The 22,267-nt window shown below is 66.6% G+C and carries 23 protein-coding genes, 1 pseudogene and 1 other annotated feature; of the genes and pseudogenes, 10 read left to right on the top strand and 14 right to left on the bottom strand.

The features are described from left to right. Positions 1–2 precede the first annotated feature (2 nt). From DEH84_RS17885 to gspG, 7 genes are read right to left on the bottom strand one after another with little or no spacing between them, the layout of a single operon-like run. Positions 3–620, bottom strand: coding sequence for a hypothetical protein (locus DEH84_RS17885; protein ID WP_159099058.1), 618 nt, complete (start codon positions 618–620; stop codon positions 3–5). After that, positions 620–1,198: a hypothetical protein gene (locus tag DEH84_RS17880; protein WP_159099057.1), complete on the bottom strand. Its 579-nt coding sequence runs from the start codon at positions 1,196–1,198 to the stop codon at positions 620–622. Before DEH84_RS17880 ends, DEH84_RS17885 begins: the two co-directional genes overlap by 1 nt. Beyond that, positions 1,195–1,824: a hypothetical protein gene (locus DEH84_RS17875; protein ID WP_109038570.1), complete on the bottom strand. Its 630-nt coding sequence runs from the start codon at positions 1,822–1,824 to the stop codon at positions 1,195–1,197. Before DEH84_RS17875 ends, DEH84_RS17880 begins: the two co-directional genes overlap by 4 nt. Then, complete coding sequence (locus DEH84_RS17870; RefSeq protein ID WP_109038569.1) at positions 1,821–2,627, bottom strand: hypothetical protein; 807 nt, start codon at positions 2,625–2,627, stop codon at positions 1,821–1,823. Before DEH84_RS17870 ends, DEH84_RS17875 begins: the two co-directional genes overlap by 4 nt. Before the next feature lie 2 nt (positions 2,628–2,629). Continuing rightward, entirely contained in the window at positions 2,630–4,222 is a 1,593-nt protein-coding gene (locus DEH84_RS17865) for a GspE/PulE family protein (protein ID WP_159099056.1), read from the bottom strand. Beyond that, positions 4,219–5,328, bottom strand: a complete 1,110-nt coding sequence (locus DEH84_RS17860; RefSeq protein WP_109038568.1) for a type II secretion system F family protein — start codon at positions 5,326–5,328, stop codon at positions 4,219–4,221. The genes DEH84_RS17865 and DEH84_RS17860 overlap by 4 nt, the downstream gene beginning before the upstream one ends. Before the next feature lie 14 nt (positions 5,329–5,342). Then, on the bottom strand, positions 5,343–5,795 hold the full coding sequence (gene gspG / locus DEH84_RS17855) for a type II secretion system major pseudopilin GspG (RefSeq protein WP_179950643.1): 453 nt from the start codon (positions 5,793–5,795) through the stop codon (positions 5,343–5,345). 189 nt (positions 5,796–5,984) lie between these two features. Between gspG and DEH84_RS17850 the strand changes: the two genes are divergently transcribed. Further along, positions 5,985–7,157, top strand: a complete 1,173-nt coding sequence (locus tag DEH84_RS17850) for a glycerophosphodiester phosphodiesterase (RefSeq protein ID WP_109038566.1) — start codon at positions 5,985–5,987, stop codon at positions 7,155–7,157. Positions 7,158–7,167: 10 nt separating this feature from the next. Here DEH84_RS17850 and nhaA read toward each other — a convergent pair whose 3' ends face one another. After that, complete coding sequence (gene nhaA, locus DEH84_RS17845; RefSeq protein ID WP_109038565.1) at positions 7,168–8,502, bottom strand: Na+/H+ antiporter NhaA; 1,335 nt, start codon at positions 8,500–8,502, stop codon at positions 7,168–7,170. Between the two features lie 138 nt (positions 8,503–8,640). On the opposite strand from nhaA, the gene DEH84_RS17840 reads away from it, so the two are divergent. The 5 genes from DEH84_RS17840 (at position 8,641) to glgX (ending at position 14,139) form a co-directional block, all read left to right on the top strand. Beyond that, a complete protein-coding gene (locus DEH84_RS17840; RefSeq protein ID WP_159099055.1) occupies positions 8,641–9,921 on the top strand; it encodes a response regulator in 1,281 nt (426 codons plus the stop codon). Between the two features lie 623 nt (positions 9,922–10,544). Further along, the gene (gene infA / locus DEH84_RS17830) at positions 10,545–10,811 is read left to right on the top strand and encodes a translation initiation factor IF-1 (protein WP_109038563.1); all 267 of its coding nucleotides are present in this window, start codon (positions 10,545–10,547) and stop codon (positions 10,809–10,811) included. Positions 10,812–10,898: 87 nt separating this feature from the next. After that, entirely contained in the window at positions 10,899–11,189 is a 291-nt protein-coding gene (gene rbp, locus DEH84_RS17825; protein WP_109038562.1) for an RNA-binding regulator, read from the top strand. Between the two features lie 71 nt (positions 11,190–11,260). Next, positions 11,261–11,851, top strand: a complete 591-nt coding sequence (locus tag DEH84_RS17820) for a uracil-DNA glycosylase family protein (protein WP_109038561.1) — start codon at positions 11,261–11,263, stop codon at positions 11,849–11,851. A gap of 89 nt (positions 11,852–11,940) precedes the next feature. Further along, the gene (gene glgX, locus DEH84_RS17815; RefSeq protein WP_109038560.1) at positions 11,941–14,139 is read left to right on the top strand and encodes a glycogen debranching protein GlgX; all 2,199 of its coding nucleotides are present in this window, start codon (positions 11,941–11,943) and stop codon (positions 14,137–14,139) included. On the opposite strand, the gene DEH84_RS17810 is transcribed toward glgX, so the two are convergent. Both DEH84_RS17810 and DEH84_RS17805 read right to left on the bottom strand, forming a co-directional pair. Continuing rightward, the gene (locus DEH84_RS17810) at positions 14,140–14,673 is read right to left on the bottom strand and encodes a hypothetical protein (protein ID WP_109038559.1); all 534 of its coding nucleotides are present in this window, start codon (positions 14,671–14,673) and stop codon (positions 14,140–14,142) included. It lies immediately after the preceding gene. Positions 14,674–14,708: 35 nt separating this feature from the next. Then, positions 14,709–15,263 carry a hemerythrin domain-containing protein gene (locus DEH84_RS17805; protein ID WP_109038558.1) on the bottom strand — a complete coding sequence of 185 codons (555 nt, stop codon included), beginning with the start codon at positions 15,261–15,263 and terminating at the stop codon, positions 14,709–14,711. Positions 15,264–15,424: 161 nt separating this feature from the next. Here DEH84_RS17805 and DEH84_RS17800 point away from each other — a divergent pair, with 161 nt between their 5' ends. Further along, entirely contained in the window at positions 15,425–16,039 is a 615-nt protein-coding gene (locus DEH84_RS17800; RefSeq protein WP_109038557.1) for a DNA-3-methyladenine glycosylase I, read from the top strand. A gap of 8 nt (positions 16,040–16,047) precedes the next feature. Next, the gene (locus DEH84_RS17795; protein WP_109038556.1) at positions 16,048–17,022 is read left to right on the top strand and encodes a DMT family transporter; all 975 of its coding nucleotides are present in this window, start codon (positions 16,048–16,050) and stop codon (positions 17,020–17,022) included. Between the two features lie 4 nt (positions 17,023–17,026). Here the strand turns inward: DEH84_RS17795 and DEH84_RS17790 are convergent, their stop codons facing one another. Beyond that, a complete protein-coding gene (locus DEH84_RS17790; protein WP_109038555.1) occupies positions 17,027–17,725 on the bottom strand; it encodes a PA4824 family protein in 699 nt (232 codons plus the stop codon). A 324-nt stretch (positions 17,726–18,049) separates the two neighbouring features. Between DEH84_RS17790 and DEH84_RS17785 the strand changes: the two genes are divergently transcribed. After that, complete coding sequence (locus DEH84_RS17785; RefSeq protein ID WP_109038554.1) at positions 18,050–18,841, top strand: EcsC family protein; 792 nt, start codon at positions 18,050–18,052, stop codon at positions 18,839–18,841. Between the two features lie 453 nt (positions 18,842–19,294). Here DEH84_RS17785 and DEH84_RS17780 read toward each other — a convergent pair whose 3' ends face one another. Next, positions 19,295–20,311 carry an IS110 family RNA-guided transposase gene (locus DEH84_RS17780; protein ID WP_109038528.1) on the bottom strand — a complete coding sequence of 339 codons (1,017 nt, stop codon included), beginning with the start codon at positions 20,309–20,311 and terminating at the stop codon, positions 19,295–19,297. Between the two features lie 235 nt (positions 20,312–20,546). Between DEH84_RS17780 and DEH84_RS17775 the strand changes: the two genes are divergently transcribed. Further along, positions 20,547–21,772, top strand: a protein-coding gene (locus DEH84_RS17775) for an IS3 family transposase (protein ID WP_483860665.1) whose coding sequence is annotated in 2 segments (ribosomal slippage) — positions 20,547–20,853 and positions 20,853–21,772 — 1,227 coding nt in all. Because the reading frame shifts where the segments join, the coding sequence is not laid out codon by codon here. After that, positions 20,822–20,938 (top strand) — a sequence feature (AL1L pseudoknot). Its footprint overlaps the gene before it by 117 nt. A 40-nt stretch (positions 21,773–21,812) precedes the next feature. Here DEH84_RS17775 and vapC read toward each other — a convergent pair. Both vapC and DEH84_RS17765 read right to left on the bottom strand, forming a co-directional pair. Further along, positions 21,813–22,058 (bottom strand): annotated as a pseudogene (gene vapC, locus DEH84_RS17770) (type II toxin-antitoxin system VapC family toxin); the annotation flags it as partial. Further along, positions 22,055–22,249, bottom strand: coding sequence for a type II toxin-antitoxin system VapB family antitoxin (locus DEH84_RS17765; protein ID WP_109038553.1), 195 nt, complete (start codon positions 22,247–22,249; stop codon positions 22,055–22,057). The gene DEH84_RS17765 and the pseudogene vapC, both read right to left, overlap by 4 nt. Positions 22,250–22,267 lie beyond the last annotated feature (18 nt).

Genomic DNA, 22,267 nt, shown 5'->3' with positions numbered 1-22,267 from the left:
GTTCATCTCATCGTGGTCGTCTGGGCCTGCATCAGCGGCATGTAGGTCAGACGCAAGGTTCGGTCTTCGATGCGGTCCACCCGCCACTGACCTTCGATCAGTTCGCCCTCGGACACCACCCAGGTCGACACGGGGCCGGCCACGATGGCGCGTTGCCGCGCACGCGGCGCCGAAGCCGCGTTCACCGTGTCTTCGAAGCGGCCGATCCAGCGGTGAGGGAAGGGGGGCGCCTGCGGGGGCGGGGGCGCGGTCTCGGGTGGGGGCGGCGGAGGCGGCGGAACCACCGCCCGCCAGGCGCTGCCCGGCGTCTGGCCCGGCGCCGGACCCGACGCAGCCACCCGATGCTGCCAGCGCACCACCGCAGCCAGCAGGCGGGCATCGTCCGCAGACGGTGCCGAAGCTGTGCCAGCCGCTGCACGCGCCCGCTCGGGGCCAGGACGTTCATTGCCGGGTCGGTCCACGGCCGGCTCGGCGCCCGGGGCGGGCGGCCGGCCGTCACCACGGGCCGCGGCGGGATCGCGCTGGCGCGCCGCCGGCAACGCCGCGTCATCGTCCTGCATCGACAGCCAGAGGGTCAGCCCCAGCACCACCGCCAGCACCCACATCAACGGCTGCCGCATCACGGTCTCCCCGCCAGGCGCCACCACAGCGACACGCTGACCTGAGCCTGCACCATGTCGCTGGCGGGATCACGCCGCTCCAGCGTCAAGGCATCGATCCCCACGGACGGCATCGGCTGCAGGCACGCAACCCATCGGCGCACCGCGCTGTACGGCCCCTGTATCGGCATCGCCATCCGCTGGCGCCACAGGCCCTCTGCCCCGGTGATGGGGACGCGCTCGCCACGGTATTGCAGACTGTCGATCTGCAAGCCTTCGCGGGCGGCGCACTGCAGCACACCGTCCTGCAACGCCACCCGATCGGCCTGCACCGGCAGGGATTGCCAGAGCAGCGCCCACGCGGCCTCGGGCGCAGCGGGCGCCTTCGGGCCGCTCGTCTCGGCACCCGCTGTCGTACGTGAGGCAGACACCGTCTGCAGACGATGACGCAACGCCCGGTTGTCGGATGCGGCCTGATCCACTTCGGCCTGCTGTGCCGGCATCAGCGTGGACTGGGCCCACAACGCCCCCCCGATGAAAACGATGCCCGCGGCGCCGGGCAGCCCCAGCAAGGCCCATGCATCTCGCAACACCTTCATCGCCCCGCCTCCGGCCATGTGGCGTCCACCCGCCACACATGCTCGCCTTGCCCGTCGGACACCGGTTGGGGCAGTCGCTGGCGCCCCCGCAGCTGGGCCTGTGGCCCCAGACTGTCCACCCACCGCAGCGCCGTGCGGTCGTCCGGGACAGCCGCCTGCAGCTGCGCCGCACCCGCCTCGCCCGCCCCTTCGGCACGCCCGACCTGCAGCCTCAACCCGGTGAGGACGACCCGCGCGCGGGTTGCCCGCTCGTCGGCACCATCCAGCGTGGCCAACCAGTCGTGCGCCAGCACCTCGGCCATCTCGGCGGCGTGCCGCCATTCGCTGCGCGACATCTGCGGCGCAGCGGACCGCGCCTGGCCAGTCGATGAGCCCGTGGGCGCTTGCATCTCAAGGCGTGCAGAGAGCTCGGCCTTGCGCACAGCGCGCCCCAGACGCTGGCCTTCCGCCTGCGTGTCGGCCTGTGCCTGCTGCAGCGAGGCCACCTCGTCGCACACTTGCAAGGCCATCAACAGCCCGACACCCAGCAGGGCCCAACCCCAGACACTCGCACGGCGCCGCGGGCCCACAAAGTCGATGGCATCGACCCAGGCGGGCCTCACATGCAGGAAGGACCACCGCGTCACGGCGCATCTCCCGCGGCAAACGGCGGCAGCCGACCGCTGATCAGGCAGGTGTCGGCGTCCACACCCATCCGTTGCAACAGGTCGATGCCGGGTTCATGCCCCAGCCCGTCCGCGCACACGTCCTGCCGCTCGGACCAGACCGACCAGGCCGGCGGCGTCGTGTCCGTGCCCGCCTGCCATTGCCACACCGTCCTCAGGCCCGGCTCGCTCGCCACCCAGGTCACCGCCCCCCCGGACGCGGCGATCACCGTGTCCGACCACGACTGCGCCGGCGGCACCCACCAGGGCACCAGGCGCTCGATGCGCACGCCATGCCGGGAAGCGATGTCGAGCAGCTCGTCCAGAACACGGCGCGGCAGCCCGCACACCAGCGAGGGCCCATCGCCGGGCAAGGCCCGCCACACCAGCTCGTCCACCAGTTGCACCGGCGACATGCCGGTGGCCTGTGCCCAGGCGTCGCAGGCCGCGTCGATGCGGTCCTGCGCCTCGCGCCCCGCATCGGGCCCCACCAGCGTGAGAAAGCAATGGCCAGACAAGGCCAACTCGCAACGCGCCCCGGGGTGGGCCGCACACCAGTCGTGCCATGCGCTCAGCATGTCGGTCAAGTCCGGCATGGCCATGGCCCCGTCGCCCGTGCCTGCCGTCTCGGCAGGCCGTCTCAGGGCCCGCGCACCGGGCCCCAGCCAGACGGCCTCGGCTCGCCACACCGTGCGGGCCTGACCGCGGGCTCGGCGCCACGCCTGGCTCACCCACTGAGCGACCCAGCCAGCTTGCCCGACCTCTTGTGAGAAAGAAGACGACATGCCTACTCCGCCAGCGTCACGCGCTGCAACTCGTCCAGCGTCGACTCGCCGCGCAGCACGCACGCCAGGCCCGACTCCCGGAGCAACCGGGTGCCGCGAGACCGCGCATGGCCCTTGATCTGCGTGAGCGGGGCCCGCGCCACGATCAGGTCGCGCAGGGTGTCGTCCATCAACAGGATCTCGGTGATGGCCTTGCGGCCGCGGTAGCCGGTGCCCCGGCAAGCCGGACACCCCACCGCGCGATGGAAGTGGCCGGCGGTGTCGGGTGGCAGGTGCGCCGCACGCAGCGCCGCCGCGTCGGGCGGGCAGGGCGCTGCGCACTGTGTGCACAGGCGCCGCATCAGCCGCTGCGCCACCACGCCGTTCAACGCCGACACCATGTTGTAGAGGTCCACCCCCATGTGCATGAAGCGGCCCACCACGTCGAACACATTGTTGGCGTGGATGGTGGACAGGACCAAATGCCCCGTCAGGGCAGCCTGTGAGGCAATCTGGGCCGTCTCGGCGTCCCGGATCTCGCCCACCATCACCCGGTCCGGGTCGTGGCGCAGGACGCTTCGCAAGCCGCGCGCAAAGGTGAGGCCCTTCTTCTCGTTCACCGGAATCTGCACCACCCCGCCCAGCTGGTACTCCACCGGGTCTTCAATGGTGATGATCTTGTCCGTCCCGTCGTTGATCTCCTGAACGACGGCGTACAGCGTCGTGGTCTTGCCACTGCCCGTCGGGCCGGTCACCAGCAGCATGCCGTAGGGCTTGCGCGCCAACGCCCGCACCACCGCGCTGTCCTGCGCATCAAAGCCGAGGCCTTCCAGGCTCAGCGACTGAGCCTCCTCAGTCAGGCGAGACCGGTCCAGAATCCGCAACACGGCGTCTTCACCAAAGCTGCTGGGCATGATGGACACGCGGAAATCGACATCCCGCTCGCCCACATCGGCCGACTGCAGCACGCGCAGCTTGAAGCGCCCGTCCTGCGGCAGGCGGCGCTCGCCGATGTCCAGCTCGGCCATCACCTTCAGGCGGGACACCAACTGCTCGGCCACCTCCCGGGAAGGCACTTCGCCCACGCGGATCATCACGCCGTCCAGGCGATGTCGGATCACCATGCCCGTGGCCGTCGATTCCAGGTGGAGGTCGCTGGCCTGGGCCTTCAGCGCGTCGAACAGGGTCGCGTCCAGCAGCCGGATGACCGGGCTGCTCTGACGGCTGATCGCCTCCACCGACAGAGCATGAGGCTGGCCGTCTTCACGCGTCCCTCCGTCGGTCGCCTGGTGCACGAACACGCCGCGCGCTTCAAAGGCCTGCTCACCCCGCGCGAGCAGCACCCCCAGCGTCTCTTCATCCAGCGTGCGCCAGCGCACCGGCTGGCCCACCGAGCGCGTGAGCAGCTCCCGGTGCAGCGGCTGCGGCGCCCCGGCCGACAAAGCCCAGAACGCCCCGGTCCCGTCCTGCGCCACCACCACCTTCAGCCGCAAGGCGCTGGCCAGCGGCCACTGGCCCCAGCACAGCCGCCAGTTGAGCGGTGAATCCACATCGGCCGCGACGGCCGCTTCCAGGCTGCCCGCTTCGTCGGGCTGCGACTGCAGGATGGCGTTCACTGAATCTGCTCCGCAACCTGGAAGATCGGCAAGTACATCAGCACGACGATGCCGCCGATCAGCGTGCCCATCACCAGCATCAGCACCGGGCTGACCACCTTGCCTACCCACTCGGTGAAGCGAGCCAGCTCCTCGTCATAGAACGTGGCAGCACGCTCCAGCATCGAGCCCAGCTCACCGGTCTGCTCGCCCACGCGCACCATACGCAGCGACACGGGCGTGATCAGCCCGTGCTGCTGCATGGCATCCGAAAGCCGCATGCCTTCGCGTACGCGGCGTGTGGCCTCACCCAGTGCGCGCCGAAAGCCCGGGCCCATCAGTTCGCCCGACGCCTCCATGGCGGGCACCACGGCCACCCCAGCCTGCAGCAGCAGGCCCAACGTGCGGTACAACGAGGCCAGCTCGATCAGCCGCAACCGCTCACCGATCACCGGCGCCTGCCACAGCCAGCGGCCCAGCGCAGCACGCACCGCGGGATGGCGCACCATGCCGACCACCGCAGCGGCCACCGCCACCAGGCCCAGCAGAGCGCCCCACGGATGCGCGCCCACCGCCCGTCCGGTACGCAGCAGCACGCCAGAAAGCCATGGCAGCTCACCGCCCATCCCCTCGTAGATCTCGGCAAAGCGGGGCACCACGAACACCGTCAGAAAGCCGATCACCAGCAGGCTGGCGCCGATCAGGATCGCGGGGTAGATGGCGGCACTCACCAGCTTGTCGCGCAGCCCGGTCAGCCAGGCCAGATAGGCCGCGTGCTGGCGCAACGCCTCCGGTGTCTGGCCCGTGCGCTGGCTCGCCTCGATCGACGCGATCAGCAGCGGACTGAAGGCCTCGGGGTGGGCGCGCATCGCCTGCGACAGCGTCTGCCCTTGCGACAGCGCCAGCGTCAGCCCACGCAGCACCTGTGCCACGGGCGCATGCGCCTCCTTTTCGCACAGCGTCTGCAAGGCCTCATAGAGCGGGATGCCGGCGTCCAGCAGCACCGCCAACTCCTGGCAGAACAGGCGTCTTGGAAACGCCACTTTGCGCTGCGCGCGCAGGGCAGGGCGGCCGGGCGGCACAGCGGGCTGCGACGCACCGCGGTGGTCAGGTCGGCTTGGGGTCATGGCTGCTCAGGCGCTCACCAGTTGGTGATGTCCTGATCCTCCCCTTCGCCCCCTTCGCGTCCGTCCTTGCCCAGCGAGCTGAGGTCGTAGTCGCCGTGCTCACCCGGTGCCTTGTAGACATACTCGCGGCCCCACGGGTCGCGCGGCGGCGCCTTGCGCAGATACGGCCCCCACCACCGGGTCTCGTCAGCCGGCTTGACCCACAGCGCCCCGAGGCCATGCTCGGTGCTGGGATAGCGCCCCGTGTCCAACCGATACTGATCCAGGGCCTTGCCCAGCGCATCGATCTGGGCGGCCGCGGCCTTCACCTCCGACTTGCCGATCTGCGAGAAGAAGCGCGGCCCCACATAGCCTGCCAGCAGCCCGATGATGACCAGCACCACCAGCAGCTCCAGCAGCGTGAAGCCACCGACCTTCTCCCACCTCTTGAACGGCACCCCGTCAAGGGACGCACCACAGCGCTTCATGGACTCCATACCTTTTCCGCTTCCGTCGATGTGACGCAGCGGGCGTGATCCTATTGACCTATCGCTGACAGGTTTGTGACAGTGATCCCCCTTGATCCGATGACCTCATGCCCCATCACGGTCCCGACACACAAGCCCGCGAGACTGCGCCTCGATCTTCTTCAGCCTCACTTGATCGGAGTCCTTTCGATGTTGAAACTGACCCTCAGCGCGGTCGCGCTCGCCCTGGTGTCCCTCACCGCCTCGGCCCATGGCCCCGCCCGTGACCACGACACGGCGGACACCCGGCCGTTGCTGATCGCCCACCGTGGCGCCAGCGGCTATGTGCCCGAGCACACCCTCGCCGCCTACTGGCTGGCCATCGAGCAGGGCGCCGACTACGTCGAGCCCGACCTGGTGAGCACCAAGGACGGCGTCCTCGTGGCCCGCCACGAAAATGCCATCGCCATCCTCAACGCCGACGGCAGCATCCGCGAAGCCACCACCGACGTCGCCGAACGCCCCGAGTTCGCCGACCGCAAGACGACCAAGACCATCGACGGCACCCGCATCACCGGCTGGTTCACCGAAGACTTCACCCTGGCCGAACTCAAGACCCTGCGCGCCCGCGAGCGCCTGCCCCAGCTGCGCACGGCCAACACGCGCTTCGACAACATGTTCGAAGTCCCGACCTTCCAGGAGGTGCTGGACCTGGTCGAGCAGGCCAACCTGCGTCGTCGCCAGCAGGCCCTGGCCAGCGGTGGCGTGAAGGCCGCGCTGCGCGTCAAGCCCATCGGCGTCTACCCCGAGACCAAGCACCCGACCTATTTCGACGGCATCGGCCTGTCGCTGGAAGAGCCGCTGGTTCGCACCCTGCACCGCAATGGCTACCGCGGCCGTGACGCCGCCGTGTTCATCCAGTCCTTCGAGGTCAGCAACCTGAAGGACCTCTCGCGCATGACGCGCCTGCCGCTGGTCCAGTTGCTGAGCGCCTCGGGCAAGCCGTACGACTTCGTCGTCAAGGGAGACCCCCGCACCTACGTCGACCTCACCCAGCCCGCGAACCTCAAAGAGATCGCCACCTATGCGGTCGGCATCGGGGCCAACACCAACCTGATGATCCCGCTGAAGGGCGGCGTGCTGGGCACCCCGACCACGGTGGTGGCCGACGCCCATGCAGCGGGCCTGAAGGTGCACGGCTGGACCTTCCGCGCCGAGAACACCTTCCTGCCGAACGAGTTCGACAGCAGCAGCAACCCGGCTGAACTGGGCGACATGACCGGGCAGGTCAGGGCCTTCCTGAACCTCGGCATGGACGGCTTCTTCACCGACCACCCGTGGCTGGGCAAACAGGCCATCGACGCCTTCGTGGCAGGCCAGTGACGGGGTGCCCTCAGGGCACGCTGTGCCTCGAGGGCCACCACAACACGGCCAGACCAGTTACGGCCGCACCCAGCGACGCGAGCAGAATGCCCAGTTTCGCCTCGTAAAGCTGGGTGTGGTCGAAGGCCAGGTTGGCGATGAATAGCGCCATCGTGAAACCGATGCCGGCGAGCAGCGAGCCACCCAGCATGTGGCGCCAGGCCAGGCCGGGCGCGCGCAGCGCCACACCGGAGCGCATGGCCAGCCAGGCAAACGCCAGGACGCCCACCGGCTTGCCAACCACCGCCCCCAGCACCACGGCAAGCGTCAGCGTGCCAGCCGACTGGCCTTCGCCCAGGGTCATGCCGGCGTTCGACAGCGCAAACAAGGGCAGGATCACAAAGCTGACCCACGGGTGCAATGCCATCTCCAGCCGTTCCACTGGCGAAAGCGTTTCGCGCGCGGCAATCTCCGCAATCTGCAGCGTCTCACGGTCGCGGGTGTCGCCGCCATGCTCCAACGCGGTGGGGTGCGCCACGACCCGATCAAGGATCGCGTAGAGGCGATCATCCGTGACCCATCGACGTGCCGGCGTCATCAGGCCGAGCACGACGCCGGTGGCCGTGGCATGCACGCCCGATGCATCGACCGCCACCCAGATGAAGCTGCCCAGCAGGAAGTACACCGGAAAGCCCCGTATGCCGGCCCAGGCCGCTGCCCGCAAGAGCACCAGGCCTGCTACAGCCCAGGCCAGTGCACGCCAGTCGATCGCGTCGCTGTACCCCAAGGCCACCACGAGCATCGCCCCGATGTCGTCCACGATGGCCAGCGACAGCATGAACATGCTGAGGCTTCTTGGCACGCGGGTGCCCAGCAGCGCCAGACAGCCGATCACGAAGGCCGTGTCGGTCGTCATCACGGTGCCCCACCCCTGGCTGCCCGGCCGGCCGGACATCACGGCCAGGAACAAGCCCGCCGGCACCAGCATGCCGCCGATGGCGCCGGCAATCGGCAAGGCTGCCATGCGGGGGTTGCGCAGGTCGCCCAGCACCAACTCCTTCTTCAGCGCCAGCGCCACCAGAAAGAAGAACAGCGTCATCGCCGCATCGTTGATCCATGCATGCAGCGACCGCGCGTACACCCAGCCTCCGGCGTGCACGCCGACCCGGGTCTCCCAGATGGCCGCATAGGCATGGGCCCAGGGTGAATTGGCCAGCCCCAACGCCACCAGCGAACACAGCAGCAGGACGCCGCCGCCAGCGGCGTGGACGCGGAAGAACAGTGTGAACGGCCGCTTCAGGCGATCACTCAACTCGCGCGGCAACTGCCCCGCATGCAAAGCACTCTCCCGGTTTTCATTCGTCATCGGGCCAGTCTAGTCCGCGCGCCCTGCTCGCGTGCAGATGGGCCTGCCGCTGGAGCGACATGCAGACCGTGGGGTATCAGCCCGGGTCGCCGCGTGCTACCGTGCCCCGACTACCTGCTCCTCCTCAGGGGAATCGTCATGAGCTTCGATTTCGCAGAGGTCTTCACGGTCGCCGCGCGACAAGTTGTTCCTCTCGCTCGAAGCCAAGGCCTCTCGTTCACCTTTGACTGCCAGAGTGCGGGCGTGCGCATCGCCGGCGATCCGGGCAGTTTGCAAGGGGCGCTGCATCGCCTGTTCCTCGCGGTGATCGGGCTGTCGACCGGCGGCTCGTTCGTCATCTCGGCACGGGCCGACCTCTCGCAATCGCCGCCCTCCCTGCAACTTCGCGCCGCCGCCGTCGGCACGAACGTCACGATGGCATCGGTCACGGCGGCGCACGCTCACCTCGGCCTGTGGCGTTGCCAGGCGGCCTCGGTCGACCCGGGCACCGTGACCGCCTCGGGCATCTGCCCCCACACACAGGGCCAGGTCGAGATGACCGCCATGCCAGGACACGGCGCTCTGGTCACCCTGAACGTGCCCGGCGTCGAGGCGCCCCTGGCCACCGATGCGCCTGCACCGCACGCGCAGGGTGCCCACGCATGGCTGGTCAACGTCGACGATGCACTTGCCCGCAGCTGGGAAAGGCGCCTCGCCAGACTCGGCTGGACCACCACCCGCATCGGCTCCTTCGAGAACGCGACGGCGCGGGCTCGTTCCACGCCCAGGCACGCGCTGCCGGCCCTGGTTATCGTGCTCGAAACCGGCAACCCCGCTCGAGACGGCACACTGGACCTGGCCCCGCTGCTGCACGCCGGCGCCCGCCTGATCTACGCGGTCCAGGCCGGGTCTGCCAGCCTGCGTCACCCCGCGCACGTCAAGGGCTATGAGGTGCACGTCTACCCGCTGAGCCCACATGACCTCGACGAGATGACCCGCAGCCTGTCCTCCCCGGACGGCGTCGCCGACACCACCACGCCCGAGCCCTTGCGCGGGCCGTCTCCCTCCACCGTCCTGATCGTCGACGACGGCCCGATGAACCTGATCGTGGGGCAGGGCTTTGCTGAAGCGCTGGGCTATGTCGTCCGCACCGCAACGGATGGTCAGGCCGCCATCGATGCCTGCATGCGGGACGCGCCAGACATGGTGCTCATGGATCTCCACATGCCCGTTCTGGGCGGGGCTGAAGCCACGATGCAGCTTCGTGCCATGCAGCGGCGGGGCGACATCCCGCCGTTTCCCATCGTGATCCTGACCGCCGGCTGGTCTGCCGAAGTCCGCCGGCAATGCATCGAAGCGGGTGCCGATGAGTGCCTGGCCAAGCCCCTGTCCATGGCCGACATGGACGCCGAGCTGGCCCGCCGGACCGGCCATCGGTGATGCAGCCTGTCCACCGCAAAGCCGTGGTGTGAAAACAAAGTTGGCACAAACCGCGTTTCGCTGTTAGAGTGTGATCACTTGCTGCAGCACCGCTTACCTCCGCAGCATCGTTGTCGCACTGCCCGCCACCACGGCGCCGCAGCTGCCCCATCGGCGATCACCTTGATGGCGTGATCAGCCCCTTCCAGGCAAGCGTCGCCTGGCTCTCAGAGCCTCTTTGCGTCACCCAACCCGTATCCGGGTGTGCAAAGCCACTCCTCCCATTCCGCGTGGCGTCCGACTGCATCGTGCAGCCTGGTTTGCGCCCGCCCTGCGGCCGTACCCTGAGTGCGCCCGCCCGAGATCTCTTGAAAAGCATCCCATCTCATACACGCGCTGTCGGCAAGTTCCTCTTGTCACCGCTCAGCAAGCAGACGCCAAGCGGCCAATACGCCGCCTCGCTCTCCATTCGAAGCGGCCGGGGCTCCGGCACACACGATCGTGTGTTCCGCTTCATCCCCGTGTTTCCCACCCCCCAGGCCGCCATGCAGTACGCATTGGAGCAGGGGCTGGGCTACCTCCGTCTTTCCGGATTGCCTGCCTGAGCGGCACACCCCGGCGCAAACATCAACGAGGCATCGCACATGGCCAAAGAAGAACTGATTGAAATGCGCGGACAGGTCGAAGAAGTCCTGCCCGATTCGCGCTTCCGCGTGACCCTGGAAAACGGGCACACGCTCACCGCCTACACCGGCGGCAAGATGCGCAAGCACCGCATCCGCATCCTGGCCGGTGACAAGGTGTCGCTGGAGCTGTCGCCCTATGACCTGACCAAGGGCCGCATCACCTTCCGTCACCTCGAACCCCGTGTGGGTGGCGCGCCGAAGCCGCCCCCCCGTCGTCGTTTCTGATTGCCCGACATTCCGTCGCGCAACCCCTGATTCAACCCGTGCCGCAAGGCGTCTGCCTGGACGCGGCCATTTTCTGAAAGGTCCCTCATGGACAACAAGCTCTACGTTGGCAATCTGCCTTACTCCACCCAAGACGGCGATCTGCAAGAGCAGTTCGGCCGCTTCGGCGATGTCGTGTCCGCCAAGGTCATGATGGACCGCGACAGCGGCCGTTCGAAGGGCTTCGGCTTCGTCGAAATGTCCAGCGGTGCAGAAGCACAAAGCGCCATCAAGGGCATGAACGGTCAGTCGGTTGACGGCCGTGCCCTCGTGGTCAACCTGGCCCGTCCCCGCGAAGAAGGTGCCGGCGGCTTCCGCCCGCGTCGTCCGAGCTACTGATAACCGGTACGCCGGTCGGGGCAGCTGAGGCTGCCTCACCTGAAGCGCCGCTCATCGGGCACACTGCCCTGATGTCGGCGCTTTTTCCATTGCTGGACGAGGTGCGCGCATGCCGCGTCTGCGAAGGTGTGCTGCCCCTTGGGCCTCGCCCGGTCCTGCAACTGCACCCGCGGGCACGCATTCTGATCGCCGCCCAGGCACCGGGTCGCAAGGTCCATGCAACGGGCATCCCGTTCAACGATGCCAGTGGTGCGCGGCTGCGCCGTTGGCTCGGCCTCGATGCGACCGTGTTCCATGACCCACACCGCGTGGCCATCCTGCCCATGGGCTTCTGCTACCCGGGCACCGGCCCTTCAGGGGATCTGCCGCCGCGCCCGGAATGCGCGGCACGGTGGCATGCCAGGCTGCTGCATGAACTGCGCGACCTCCAGTTGAAACTGGTGATCGGTCGGTACGCGCTCGCGCACCACATGCCCGGCACGCGGTCATCCCTGGCCGAACTCGTGCGCCGGCCGCCTGCAGGAGACCCGATGACGGCCGTGCTGCCTCACCCCAGTCCACGCAACAACCGCTGGCTGAAACAGAATCCCTGGTTCGAAGCCGAACAGGTGCCGCACCTGCAGACGCTCGTGCAACGCGCTTTGCAAGGCGCATCGGCCTGACCTCTCGGGCACGAGGTTTGCCGTGATCGCCCCTGTGGCCACCGCTGCAAGTCACCCGTCGGGTGCGGGTGCCACGGGAGTCTCGATCAATGGGTTCAGGATACGACCTGGGGGCGCTGGCTGAAGGCTCTCCATTTCCGCGGGGTGCCACATACGATGGCCAGGGCGTCAACTTCGCGCTGTTTTCTGCGCATGCCACCAAAGTGGAACTGTGCCTGTTCGATGAGTCGGGCGAGACCGAGTGGGCGCGCGTCACGCTGCCCGAGTACACCGATGAAGTCTGGCATGGCTACCTGCCCGGCATCGGGCCCGGCACCCGCTATGGCTACCGTGTCCACGGCCCGTACGAGCCCGATGCGGGGCACCGTTTCAACCCCAACAAGCTGGTGCTCGACCCCTACGCGAAAGCCTTCATGGGGTCCCTGCAATGGGGCCCGGCCCTGTTCGGCTACGAGATCGGCCACCCGGATGCCGACCTGAGCTTCGACGAGCGCGACAGCGCCCACCTCATGCCCAAGTGCGTGGTGGTCGATTCCCGCTTCCAGTGGCAGCAGAACGAACGCCTGCGTGTGCCCTGGGACCGGACCGTGATCTACGAGACGCACGTGCGCGGCTACACGCAGCAGCATCCCGATGTGCCGTATCACCTGCGCGGCACGTTTGCGGGGCTGGCAGAGGATGCCGTGATCGAGCGCATCCGCAAGCTCGGCGTGACCTCGGTCGAACTGCTGCCCGTCCAGATGTTCGTGGACCAGCCCTACCTGCTCGACAAGGGCCTGCGCAACCACTGGGGTTACGACACGCTGGGCTTCTTCGCGCTACACCCACGCTACCTCAGTGCCCCGACCATCGACGAATTCAAGTACATGGTCGAGCGGTTTCATGCGGCCGGCCTTGAGGTCATTCTGGATGTGGTCTACAACCACACGCCCGAAGGCAATGAGCTCGGCCCCACGCTGTCCTTCAAAGGCGTGGACAACGCCAGCTACTACCGGCTGATGCCGGAGCAGCCGCGCTATTACATCAACGACACCGGCACAGGCAACACCCTGAACCTGAGCCATCCGCGGGTGCTGCAGACCGTGACCGACAGCCTGCGCTACTGGGCCACCGAGATGCGCGTGGACGGCTTTCGCTTCGACCTGGCCACCATCCTGGCCCGCGAGCCGCACGGCTACGACGAAGGCGGCGGGTTTCTCGACAGCTGCCGCCAGGACCCGGTGCTGTCATCCGTGAAGCTGATTGCCGAGCCCTGGGACTGCGGCCCGGGCGGCTACCAGGTCGGCGGGTTCCCGCCGGGCTGGGCCGAGTGGAACGACACCTTCCGGGACACGGTGCGTGCGTTCTGGAAAGGCGATGAGGGGCAGCTGCCCGATCTGGCGAGGCGACTGACCGCGTCGGGCGACAAGTTCGATCGCCGGGGTCGGCGCCCATGGGCCAGCGTCAACTTCATCACCGCCCACGACGGCTTCACCCTGCACGACCTGGTGAGCTACAACGACAAGCACAACGAGGCCAACGGCGAAGAGAACCGGGACGGCCATGCCGACAACCGCTCATGGAACTGCGGCGCCGAAGGCCCCACTCACGACGCCGACATTCTGGCGTTGCGCGAACAACAGAAGCGCAACCTACTGGCCACGCTGTTGCTGGCGCAGGGCACGCCCATGCTGCTCGCCGGCGACGAGTGCGGCCGCACACAGGGCGGCAACAACAACGCGTACTGTCAGGACAACAAGACCTCGTGGTTCGACTGGGACATCGGCGAAGACGGGGTGCGGTTGACGCGCTTCGTGCAGCGGCTGCTGGCATTACGGCAAGCCTTGCCGGTTCTGCGACGCAACCGCTTTCTCACCGGCGAATGGCGTGAAGCGTTCGAGTTGCGCGACTGTGCGTGGCTGGACGAGCAGGGCAACGACCTGACCGAAGAGCAGTGGCACGACCCGGGACGTCGATGGATCGGCATGCTGCTCGACGGGCGTGCGCCCTCGTCGGGCATTGACCGTCCGTCAGACGACGCCACGGTGTTCGTCGTCTTCAACGCAAGCCATGAAGAAATCGACTTCGTGATGCCGCATGTGTCGGAGGCGCAATCGTGGGAACTGGTGATCGACACGGCGCAAACAGCGACCAGCGAGGAGCATGCGGCGCTCGCTGCCGGACAGACCCACCGCTCGGAAGCACGCTCGGTGCAGTTGCACATTCTCGTCACCGACGGGGGCGACATTCACGCCCGGACGGTGAAAGAGGCGCTGGCCCCCTTCGTGGAAGAGAGGGCCAGCGACTGATCAGAACGGTCCGGCTGGCAGCGCGCTCTGAACGGCTTGAGACAGGGGCGCCATCCGCAGATCAGGTCGGGGCAGACGCTCCATGACCTCTGCGGTGGCCTGTGTCCAGCCGGCCGCAACGTTGACGCTGCGATCCTGCCAGGAGCCCACACGGTCGAGCTGTTCCCGCGCGCGCTGGCCCATCTGGTCCATGCTGGCGTTCACCATCTCCGTCGCCCGTGCCGTCTGGTCTTGCAGCATCTGCGAGGTGTTGCGCTGCATCTCGCACGCCATGGCGTCGGCATGCTGCGCGGCCTGCACGAGCTGGTCGGTCCCCAGGGACAGCATCTGGCGGGTCTGCTCGCTGCCCACCGCAATCATGGCCGACCAGTCCGGCAGGCCGACGGCGCCAGCCGCCTGCGCCTGCGCCTGCAGCATCACGCTCGTGGCCGCCACGTTCATCTGGCAGAACTGCTCGGCCGTGCGCAGCACCGTCTCGGCCAGATCGACCGGCCGGGACAGCGTGGGGGAGGGGGTCACTTCAGCGGTATCCATGGTGTTCTCCTGGGTTGCCGGCCAGGTGGCGGCGTTCAGTGCATCGCGCCATCGGCGCCCATCTCGCCCAGCAGCTCTTCCTTGCGGGCGGTCATCTGTTCGCCCAGCTCGTCGAAGTCCACATCGCTGCGGGCCTTCAGAACCTTGGGGAACATCTCTTCCTCTTCTTCCTTCACGTGGTGCTCGATGTACTCGCCGAGCACGGTGACCTTGGCGTCGTACAGCTCTTCATCGGGCTGCATGGCCTCGATCTGACTGATGAGGTCCTTGGCGCTGGCGTGTTCCACCACCGCTTCATCGACCATGTCCTGTTCGATCAGCTCGCGTGCGGCGGGATAGAACAGTTCTTCCTCGATGGCGGTGTGCGCCTTGAGCATCGTGCAGATTTCGGTCACCAGCGCCTGCTTCTCGGTGCCTTCGGCCTCGTCCTTCACGAGCTTGGCATAGGCCTTGAACAGCTTGCTGACTTCCCTGTGGTCCTTCACCAGCAGCTTGACGGCTTCCGGCTGGCTCGTCGCCGTCTTGCCCTGCGAGGCAGAGGCCGACTTCGAACTGCTCGACTTGGAGCTGGTGGACTTGGATGTGGGCATGACGTTTTCCTTCGGGTCAGGCGGAACTTCTGAGCGCAGTCCGCCGGGGTGTGGGGCGCAGCGCTCGTGCGCATGCCTTCATCCGGCAATTGCGGTGCCCGCCTCGCTGTCACCCCGGGCTGCTATGCTGGCCCGCCCTTCGCCCGCCCTGGAGCAGATGCATGATCCCGACCGCCGCCGGCCCCGATGGCCTTGTCCGTTGCCGCTGGTGCCTGAGCACGCCTGCCTACCGCGCGTACCACGATGAGGAGTGGGGTTTTCCGGTGGCCGATGACCGGCGCCTGTTCGAGAAAATCTGCCTTGAAGGCTTCCAGTCCGGTCTGAGCTGGCTGACCATCCTGAACAAACGCGAGGCATTCCGGCGTGCCTTTGCCCGATTCGATTTCCAGCGTGTGGCCGGATTTACCGAAGCGGACGTCGACCGGATGCTGCAGGACGAGGGCATCGTCCGCCATCGCGGCAAGATCGAGGCAGCCATCCACAATGCCGCCCGCGCGCAGGAGCTGGTGTCCGAGGCGGGCTCGCTGGCGGCCTTCTTCTGGCGGTTCGAGACACCGCGCGTGGACGAGGAAGCGCCCACTCCCGTGGCCACGAGCGCATCGTCCATCGCGCTGTCGAAGGAGCTCAAGCGCCGCGGCTGGAAGTACGTGGGGCCGACCACCATGTACGCCTTCATGCAGGCCATGGGGCTGGCCAATGACCACGCCGCCGATTGCGTGGTGCGCGCGCAGGTGGCCGAGGCCCGCCAACGCTTTCAGCCGCCGCAGTTGGGATAATCCGGTCGATGTGGATCGGAACCCTGTTTGCCCTCGTTGCCGGACTGGTGTGGGGGCTCGTCTTCATCGCCCCGGTGTTGCTGCCGGAATACCCAGCGGCCCTGCTGTCCTTTGCGCGCTACCTGGCCTTCGGGTTGATCGCACTGCCTCTGGGCTGGCTGGACCGCACCAACCTGCGCCAGCTCACCGCGGCCGACTGGAAGGATGCGCTCAAGCTCGCTCTGGTCGGCAATGTGGTCTATTACTGCTGCCTCGCGTCGGCCATCCAGCTGGCCGGCGGGCCCCTGCCCACCGTCATCATCGGCACGCTGCCGGTCGTCATCGCGCTGTGCTCGAACCGGCGTAATGCCCGCCGCGATGGGCGCTTGCCGTGGCAACGACTGGGGCCCTCGCTGCTGCTGATTCTGGCTGGCATCGGGCTGGTGAACCGCGCCGAACTGGCCCTGCTGACTGAGAGCGGCCAGCTTGATCTGGCGAACTACGCACTGGGCGCGGTGCTCGCGGTGTTCGGCGTGGCGTGCTGGACCTGGTATCCGCTGCGCAACGCCGACTGGCTGCGCGCCCACCCCGACCGCAATCCGCGCACCTGGGCCACGGCCCAGGGCCTGGCCACCTTGCCCCTGGCGCTGATTGGCTATGCCGGGTTCTGGCTCTGGAACGCAGCCAGCGGCTCGGCCTTCGCCATGCCCTTCGGCCCGCGTGCACAGGCCTTCGTCGGCACCATGTTCGCCATCGGCCTGCTGGCCTCGTGGATCGGCACCCTGTGCTGGAACGAAGCCAGCCAGCGACTGCCCACGGCCCTGGTGGGCCAACTCATCGTGTTCGAAACGCTGGCCGCGCTGGCTTACGCGCTGATGCTGCGCGGCACGGCACCCGACCGGGGCACCCTGGTGGGCGTGGGGCTGCTGGTGGCCGGGGTGCTGTGGGCCTTGCAGGGCGGCGGGCTGCGACCCGAACCCGAGGGCGTGCAAGGGCACGCCTGACCCGTTAGAAAAGTCGGTCAGGGGTCAGGCGCACGCCGAACGAGATCCACCGGCTGCTGTGCGGGCCGTTCACGCGCTCGCCCACGGTGGCATCGAACTGGATGCGATCGGGCACGAAGGCGAACCGCGCGCCGATCTGAAACAGCGGGCGGTGGCGGTGGTCGCCGAAGCTTTCCACAATGCCGAGGACACGGTCGGTCAGTCGGATCTCTCCGCCCAGACCCCAGGTCAGGTTGTGCTCGCGGCTCGCACGGTCGCGCAGCCAGCCGACGTTCGCATGCACCACCACCTGGTCGTCGCGCAACGAGAACGACATCGGCACATAGGCGTAGACGTTCCCCAGCAGGTTGGGACCCGGGTTCACGCCGGGATGGCGAACGGTGCCGACCCCCAGGCCCCAGCCCCAGCCGTTGGTCTCCAGTGGCTTGAACAGCGTCTTGAGCTGATAGAGGTGGTCGTGCGAGTCGGGACGGCCCTCGATGCGCGCCGTGCCCATGCCGGCGGTGAACTCCAGATTGCCCCACGGGTTGCATGCAGGCAGCGCCCAGAACTCGGTGCTGCCGCTCTCCGCCCGCGTCCAGGATTCGAGTTGGCAACTGCCGGCGGTGGTCAGACGGGCGTCGTCAGTGATGAAGGGGCGGGCGGCCTGCGCCGGCAAAGCGGCGGCGAGCAGCAGGGCGAGGGCGGGATGGCGGGCGGGCATGGGCGTGATTCTCGGCGACGTTCGTGACGCTTGGGTGCTGCGCATTCCAGGTGGCGCAGTGTGGATCGCTGAATCAGCGCAAGGATGGAGCGGCTTCGACGCGGCGAACGGCACAGTAACAATGTCCGGTTTGGCTGGGGCCTATCTGGATACTGTGGGCGCCGGGTTCGCGAGGAAAGTCTAGTTGGAACGCCTACTTAGGAGGGGTGCCGCGGTGGGGTGTCTCGTGTTACAAGACTGATAAATGGACAATGTAACCGGACGGTCTTGTCCGCTAAAACACAGTTAGATTCGCAACAACCGCCTCGTGCGGAGGAGGAACTTGTGGCCAAGCAAGAGAAGCAACTCGAACCCCAGCATCTCGACCAGCTTCGCTATGCAAAGCAACTGCTGGAGAACCCGGGCTTTGCAATAAAGGCAAGCAATCTGCTCGGGAAGCCAATCGAAAAAGGCATCGAACTCCTACCGGCTACATGGCAGGACAAGGTAGGCGAGTTCACCCGCGAAGCCCTCATGGTTGCCCTGAAGGGCGCAGTGCTGACGATGAGCAAGGCGGAGACAGACTCCTATCCTTGGTGGCACAAGGCCGCGGCCACGATCACTGGTGCAGCAGGCGGCTTCTTTGGATTGCCCGCCCTTGCCATCGAGCTTCCAGTTTCAACGACCATCATGTGCCGCTCCATTGCGGATATTGCGCGCTCCAATGGTGAGAGCCTTACAGACGTGCAGACAAAGCTGGCGTGTATTGAAGTTTTTGCTTTGGGCGGCCCCGGAAGCAAGGACGACGCCTCGGAGACAGCATACTTTGCGATGAGGGCGGCGCTTAGTCGCGCGGTCACCGAAGCAACGGAGTATCTTGCCGCACACACCATTGCCGAAGAAGGTGCTCCTGCGCTCGTGCGCCTTGTCGTTTTGGTTGCCTCCCGGTTCCAAGTGCAGGTCACTGAGAAGGCGGCGGCCCAGGCAATACCGGTAATCGGCGCGATCTCCGGCGGCGCAATCAACTACTTGTTTATGGACCATTTCCAAGACATGAGTCGGGGTCACTTCACTGTTCGCAGACTTGAACGCATTTACGGACCGCAGGCCGTCAAGCTTGCGTACGAGCGAATCTAACCCCTCGCTCAAGCTGACCCGCTACGGCATGCGCCGCAAGGCCGGTCTGCGGTTATCGTCGCATCTTCGCAGCCCGGCCTTGCGGCACATGCCTACGCGGGCAGCTTAGCTCGAACTACAAGGGCTTCCCCATCTGTCAAGCAAAACCATCCCCGGGTGATTCGCCGAAGGCGATTCACCTGGAACCTGCAAACCATCAAAACACCAACCCAGGGATCAGTCGCGCAAAGGTCAACCAAGGGATAAGGACGGCAACACTACAACCGGTCTTCAAAGCAGCATCACTGTGCTGCGGACCCTGATGAAAGACGCACGCGGGGGCTCCATTCGTTAGTCAAGGTCGCCACGTGGCGCCTTCACAAGTTAACCGAGCCTTCCCCGCGCAGGTCCAACCTTGGTTCATCAACGCGGCATCACGCCATGAATCGGTACACGGGCACTCTCAGGCAGTCGTCAGGTCAATGGCTTGAACGCTTCGCCTTTGCTGAGCATCGCCCAGGCCATGCGCGCATTCTTGGCCGCCACCGCCACCACCGCTTTCCAGTACCCACGTCGCTCAGCCAGGTCTGCCACCCAGCGACTGAGCCGGTCGTCCTTCTTATTCGCATTGGCCACCACCGCTCGCGCGCCCAATATCAGCAGCATGCGCAGGTAACCGTCACCGGCTTTGGTGATTCGCCCCAGACGCTGTTTGCCCCCAGAGCTGTACTGGCTGGGGACCAGGCCCAACCACGCCGCCAGCTGCTTGCCGCACTTGAAGTCATGCGCGCTGCCGATGCTGGCCATCAGGGCGGTGGCCGTCTTGTCGCCCACACCGGGTATGGACATCAGCCTGCGGCAGCGGTCGTCGGCCTTGGCCATCGTCTCGATGTGCCGGTCGTACTCGGCAATGCGTTCATCCAGCCGGTGCAGCTCGCTGAGCAAATCGCCAATCGCCGTGTTCGCCCAGCCCGGCAGGTCTTCCAGGCATTGGCCTGCTTCGCGCCGAACCACCTCGGCGCGCTGCGGAAGTACGTGACCGTACTCGCTGAGCAAACCTCGGATGCGGTTGATCGTGGCGGTGCGCTGTTCGATGAACCCTTGGCGCACGCGGTGGATGCTCAAGCGGCCTTGCGCGTCTTCGCTCTTGATCGGCACGAACCGAATCTGCGGGCGCTGCACCGCTTCGCAGATCGCCTGCGCGTCTGCCGCGTCGTTCTTGCCTCGCCGCCCGCTGAGCCGATACGGCGCCACAAACTTTGCCGCCATGATGCGCACCTGGTGCCCGAACTGCTGAAACTGCCTCGCCCAGTGGTGCGCCCCCGAGCACGCCTCCATGCCGATCAGGCACGGCGGCAGTTTGGCCATCAGCTCCAGCAGCGCATCTCGCCGCACCGCCGGACGCACCAGCACCGCCTTGCCCGCTGCATCCACCCCGTGCACCGCAAACACGTTCTTGGCGAGATCGATCCCAATCGCAATAATGGCCATGGACTTCCCCTTCCGAGTGAGTTGATGAGATTCGCAACCCCATCGTGGCACTTCGATGCCGTTCGCCGCAATACGCGGCTAGCTCGGGACGGGGAAGTCCCTTTCATTCGTTAGGCCTCACATATGAACGGTTTCAACTGCACGACATGTGGTCAATACCACGCAGATTTGCCGATGTGTCTTGAACCGCCCCGGCTTTGAAGGAGGCTCCCTCGTTTGAGATGATGGAGCCAAGATGAGAAGTTCGAAGTATTCCCCCGAGGTTCGCGAGCGCGCGGTGCGCATGGTGCTGGAGCACCGAGATGAGCACCCGTCACAGTGGGCGGCCATCGAGTCCATCGCCGGCAAGATCGGTTGCACGGCGCAGACGCTGGACAATTGGATCAAGCAGCACGAGCGCGACCACGGCCTGCGCGGTGGGCCGACGACGGCGGAAGCGCAGCGCATCAAAGATCTCGAGCGCGAGGTGCGCGAACTGCGCAAGGCCAACGAGATTCTGAAGCTGGCCAGCGCGTTTTTCGCCCAGGCGGAGCTCGACCGCCGCATCAAGTCCTGAAGGCGTTCGTCGACCGGCATCGCCAAGAATTCGGGGTCGAGTCGATCTGCCGCGTGCTGCAGATCGCCCCGTCGGCGTACTGGCGGCACGCGGCCTGTCAACGCGACCCGGCGCTGCTGTGCCGACGCAGCTTGCGCGACGCTGAACTGGCGCCGCAGATTCGTCGCGTGTGGCAGGCGAACTTCGGGGTCTACGGTGCCGACAAGGTCTGGCACCAACTGCGTCGAGAAGGCATCGACATCGCGCGCTGCACCGTGGAGCGCTTGATGCGCCAGCACGGCCTGCAGGGAGTTCGCCGAGGCAAGCGACAGCGCACGACGGTGCCTGACCCGAAGGCGCCATGCCCGTTGGATCGTGTGAATCGGCAGTTCAAGGCCGACCATCCGAACCAGCTGTGGGTCACCGACTTCACCTACGTCTCGACGTGGCAAGGCTGGGTCTACGTGGCCTTCGTGATCGACGTGTTCAGCCGTCGGATCGTCGGTTGGCGCCAGAGCAGCTCGATGCACACGGAGTTCGTCCTCGACGCTCTGGAACAAGCGTTGTACGCCCGGCGGCCGACCGAGAAGGACGGGCTCATCTGTCATTCCGACAGGGGGTCGCAATACCTGTCGATTCGCTACAGCGAGCGCTTGGCCGAGGCTGGCATCGAACCCTCCGTCGGCAGCCGCGGTGACAGTTACGACAACGCGCTGGCCGAGACGATCAACGGGCTCTACAAGGCCGAGGTGATTCACCGCCGCGGGCCGTGGAAGACGAAGCAGGCGGTCGAGCTGGCGACGCTGGAATGGGTCGCCTGGTTCAACCACCATCGGCTGATGGCACCCCTGGGCTACAGGCCACCTGCCGAGTTCGAAGACCGATACCATTCCCAACGCGCTAGTCAGGCCGCGATCAACGTCTGACTCAAAGCAACTGGCCTCCGCAGAAGCCGGGGCGGTTCAGCCTGTAATTCCTCGCGGCCTGCAGTGCAACGTGTTGCCCGCCAAGGGTGATCACATCCAATGAGGTCAGCAGCCTTCTGGCCTGGTTGAAGTCCTTCTCGCTGCTGAACCCCTGAAGCACTTCGGCCAGGATCAAGTCGCCCACAGCGAGGGGCTCAGTGCCCAACAAGGCGTCCAACCGGTTGGTCTGCGGCGTCGTCACCCCTCGGAAGAAGTCAATCCATACGCTGGAGTCCACAACAATCACTTGTCGGTCCTCATGGCGTCGAGGTCTCCTTCCCATTGCAACTTGCCGCGGAAGCGGCGCAACTCTTCCTGCTGCCGTAACCTCAGCAAGGTGCGCAACCCCAGCTCAACGGCTTCCTTCTTGGTCTTCAAGCCCGTGAGGCGAAGGGCGTCGCTCATCAACTTGTCGTCGATCTCGATGTTCGTGCGCATGATGTGTACCCTTGATGA

The sequence above is a fragment of the Aquabacterium olei genome (genome assembly GCF_003100395.1).
Classification (GTDB): Bacteria; Pseudomonadota; Gammaproteobacteria; order Burkholderiales; family Burkholderiaceae_C; genus Aquabacterium; species Aquabacterium olei.
The sequence above is the reverse complement of the archived record's forward strand: the minus strand, read 5'-3'. Positions and strand labels throughout refer to the sequence as shown.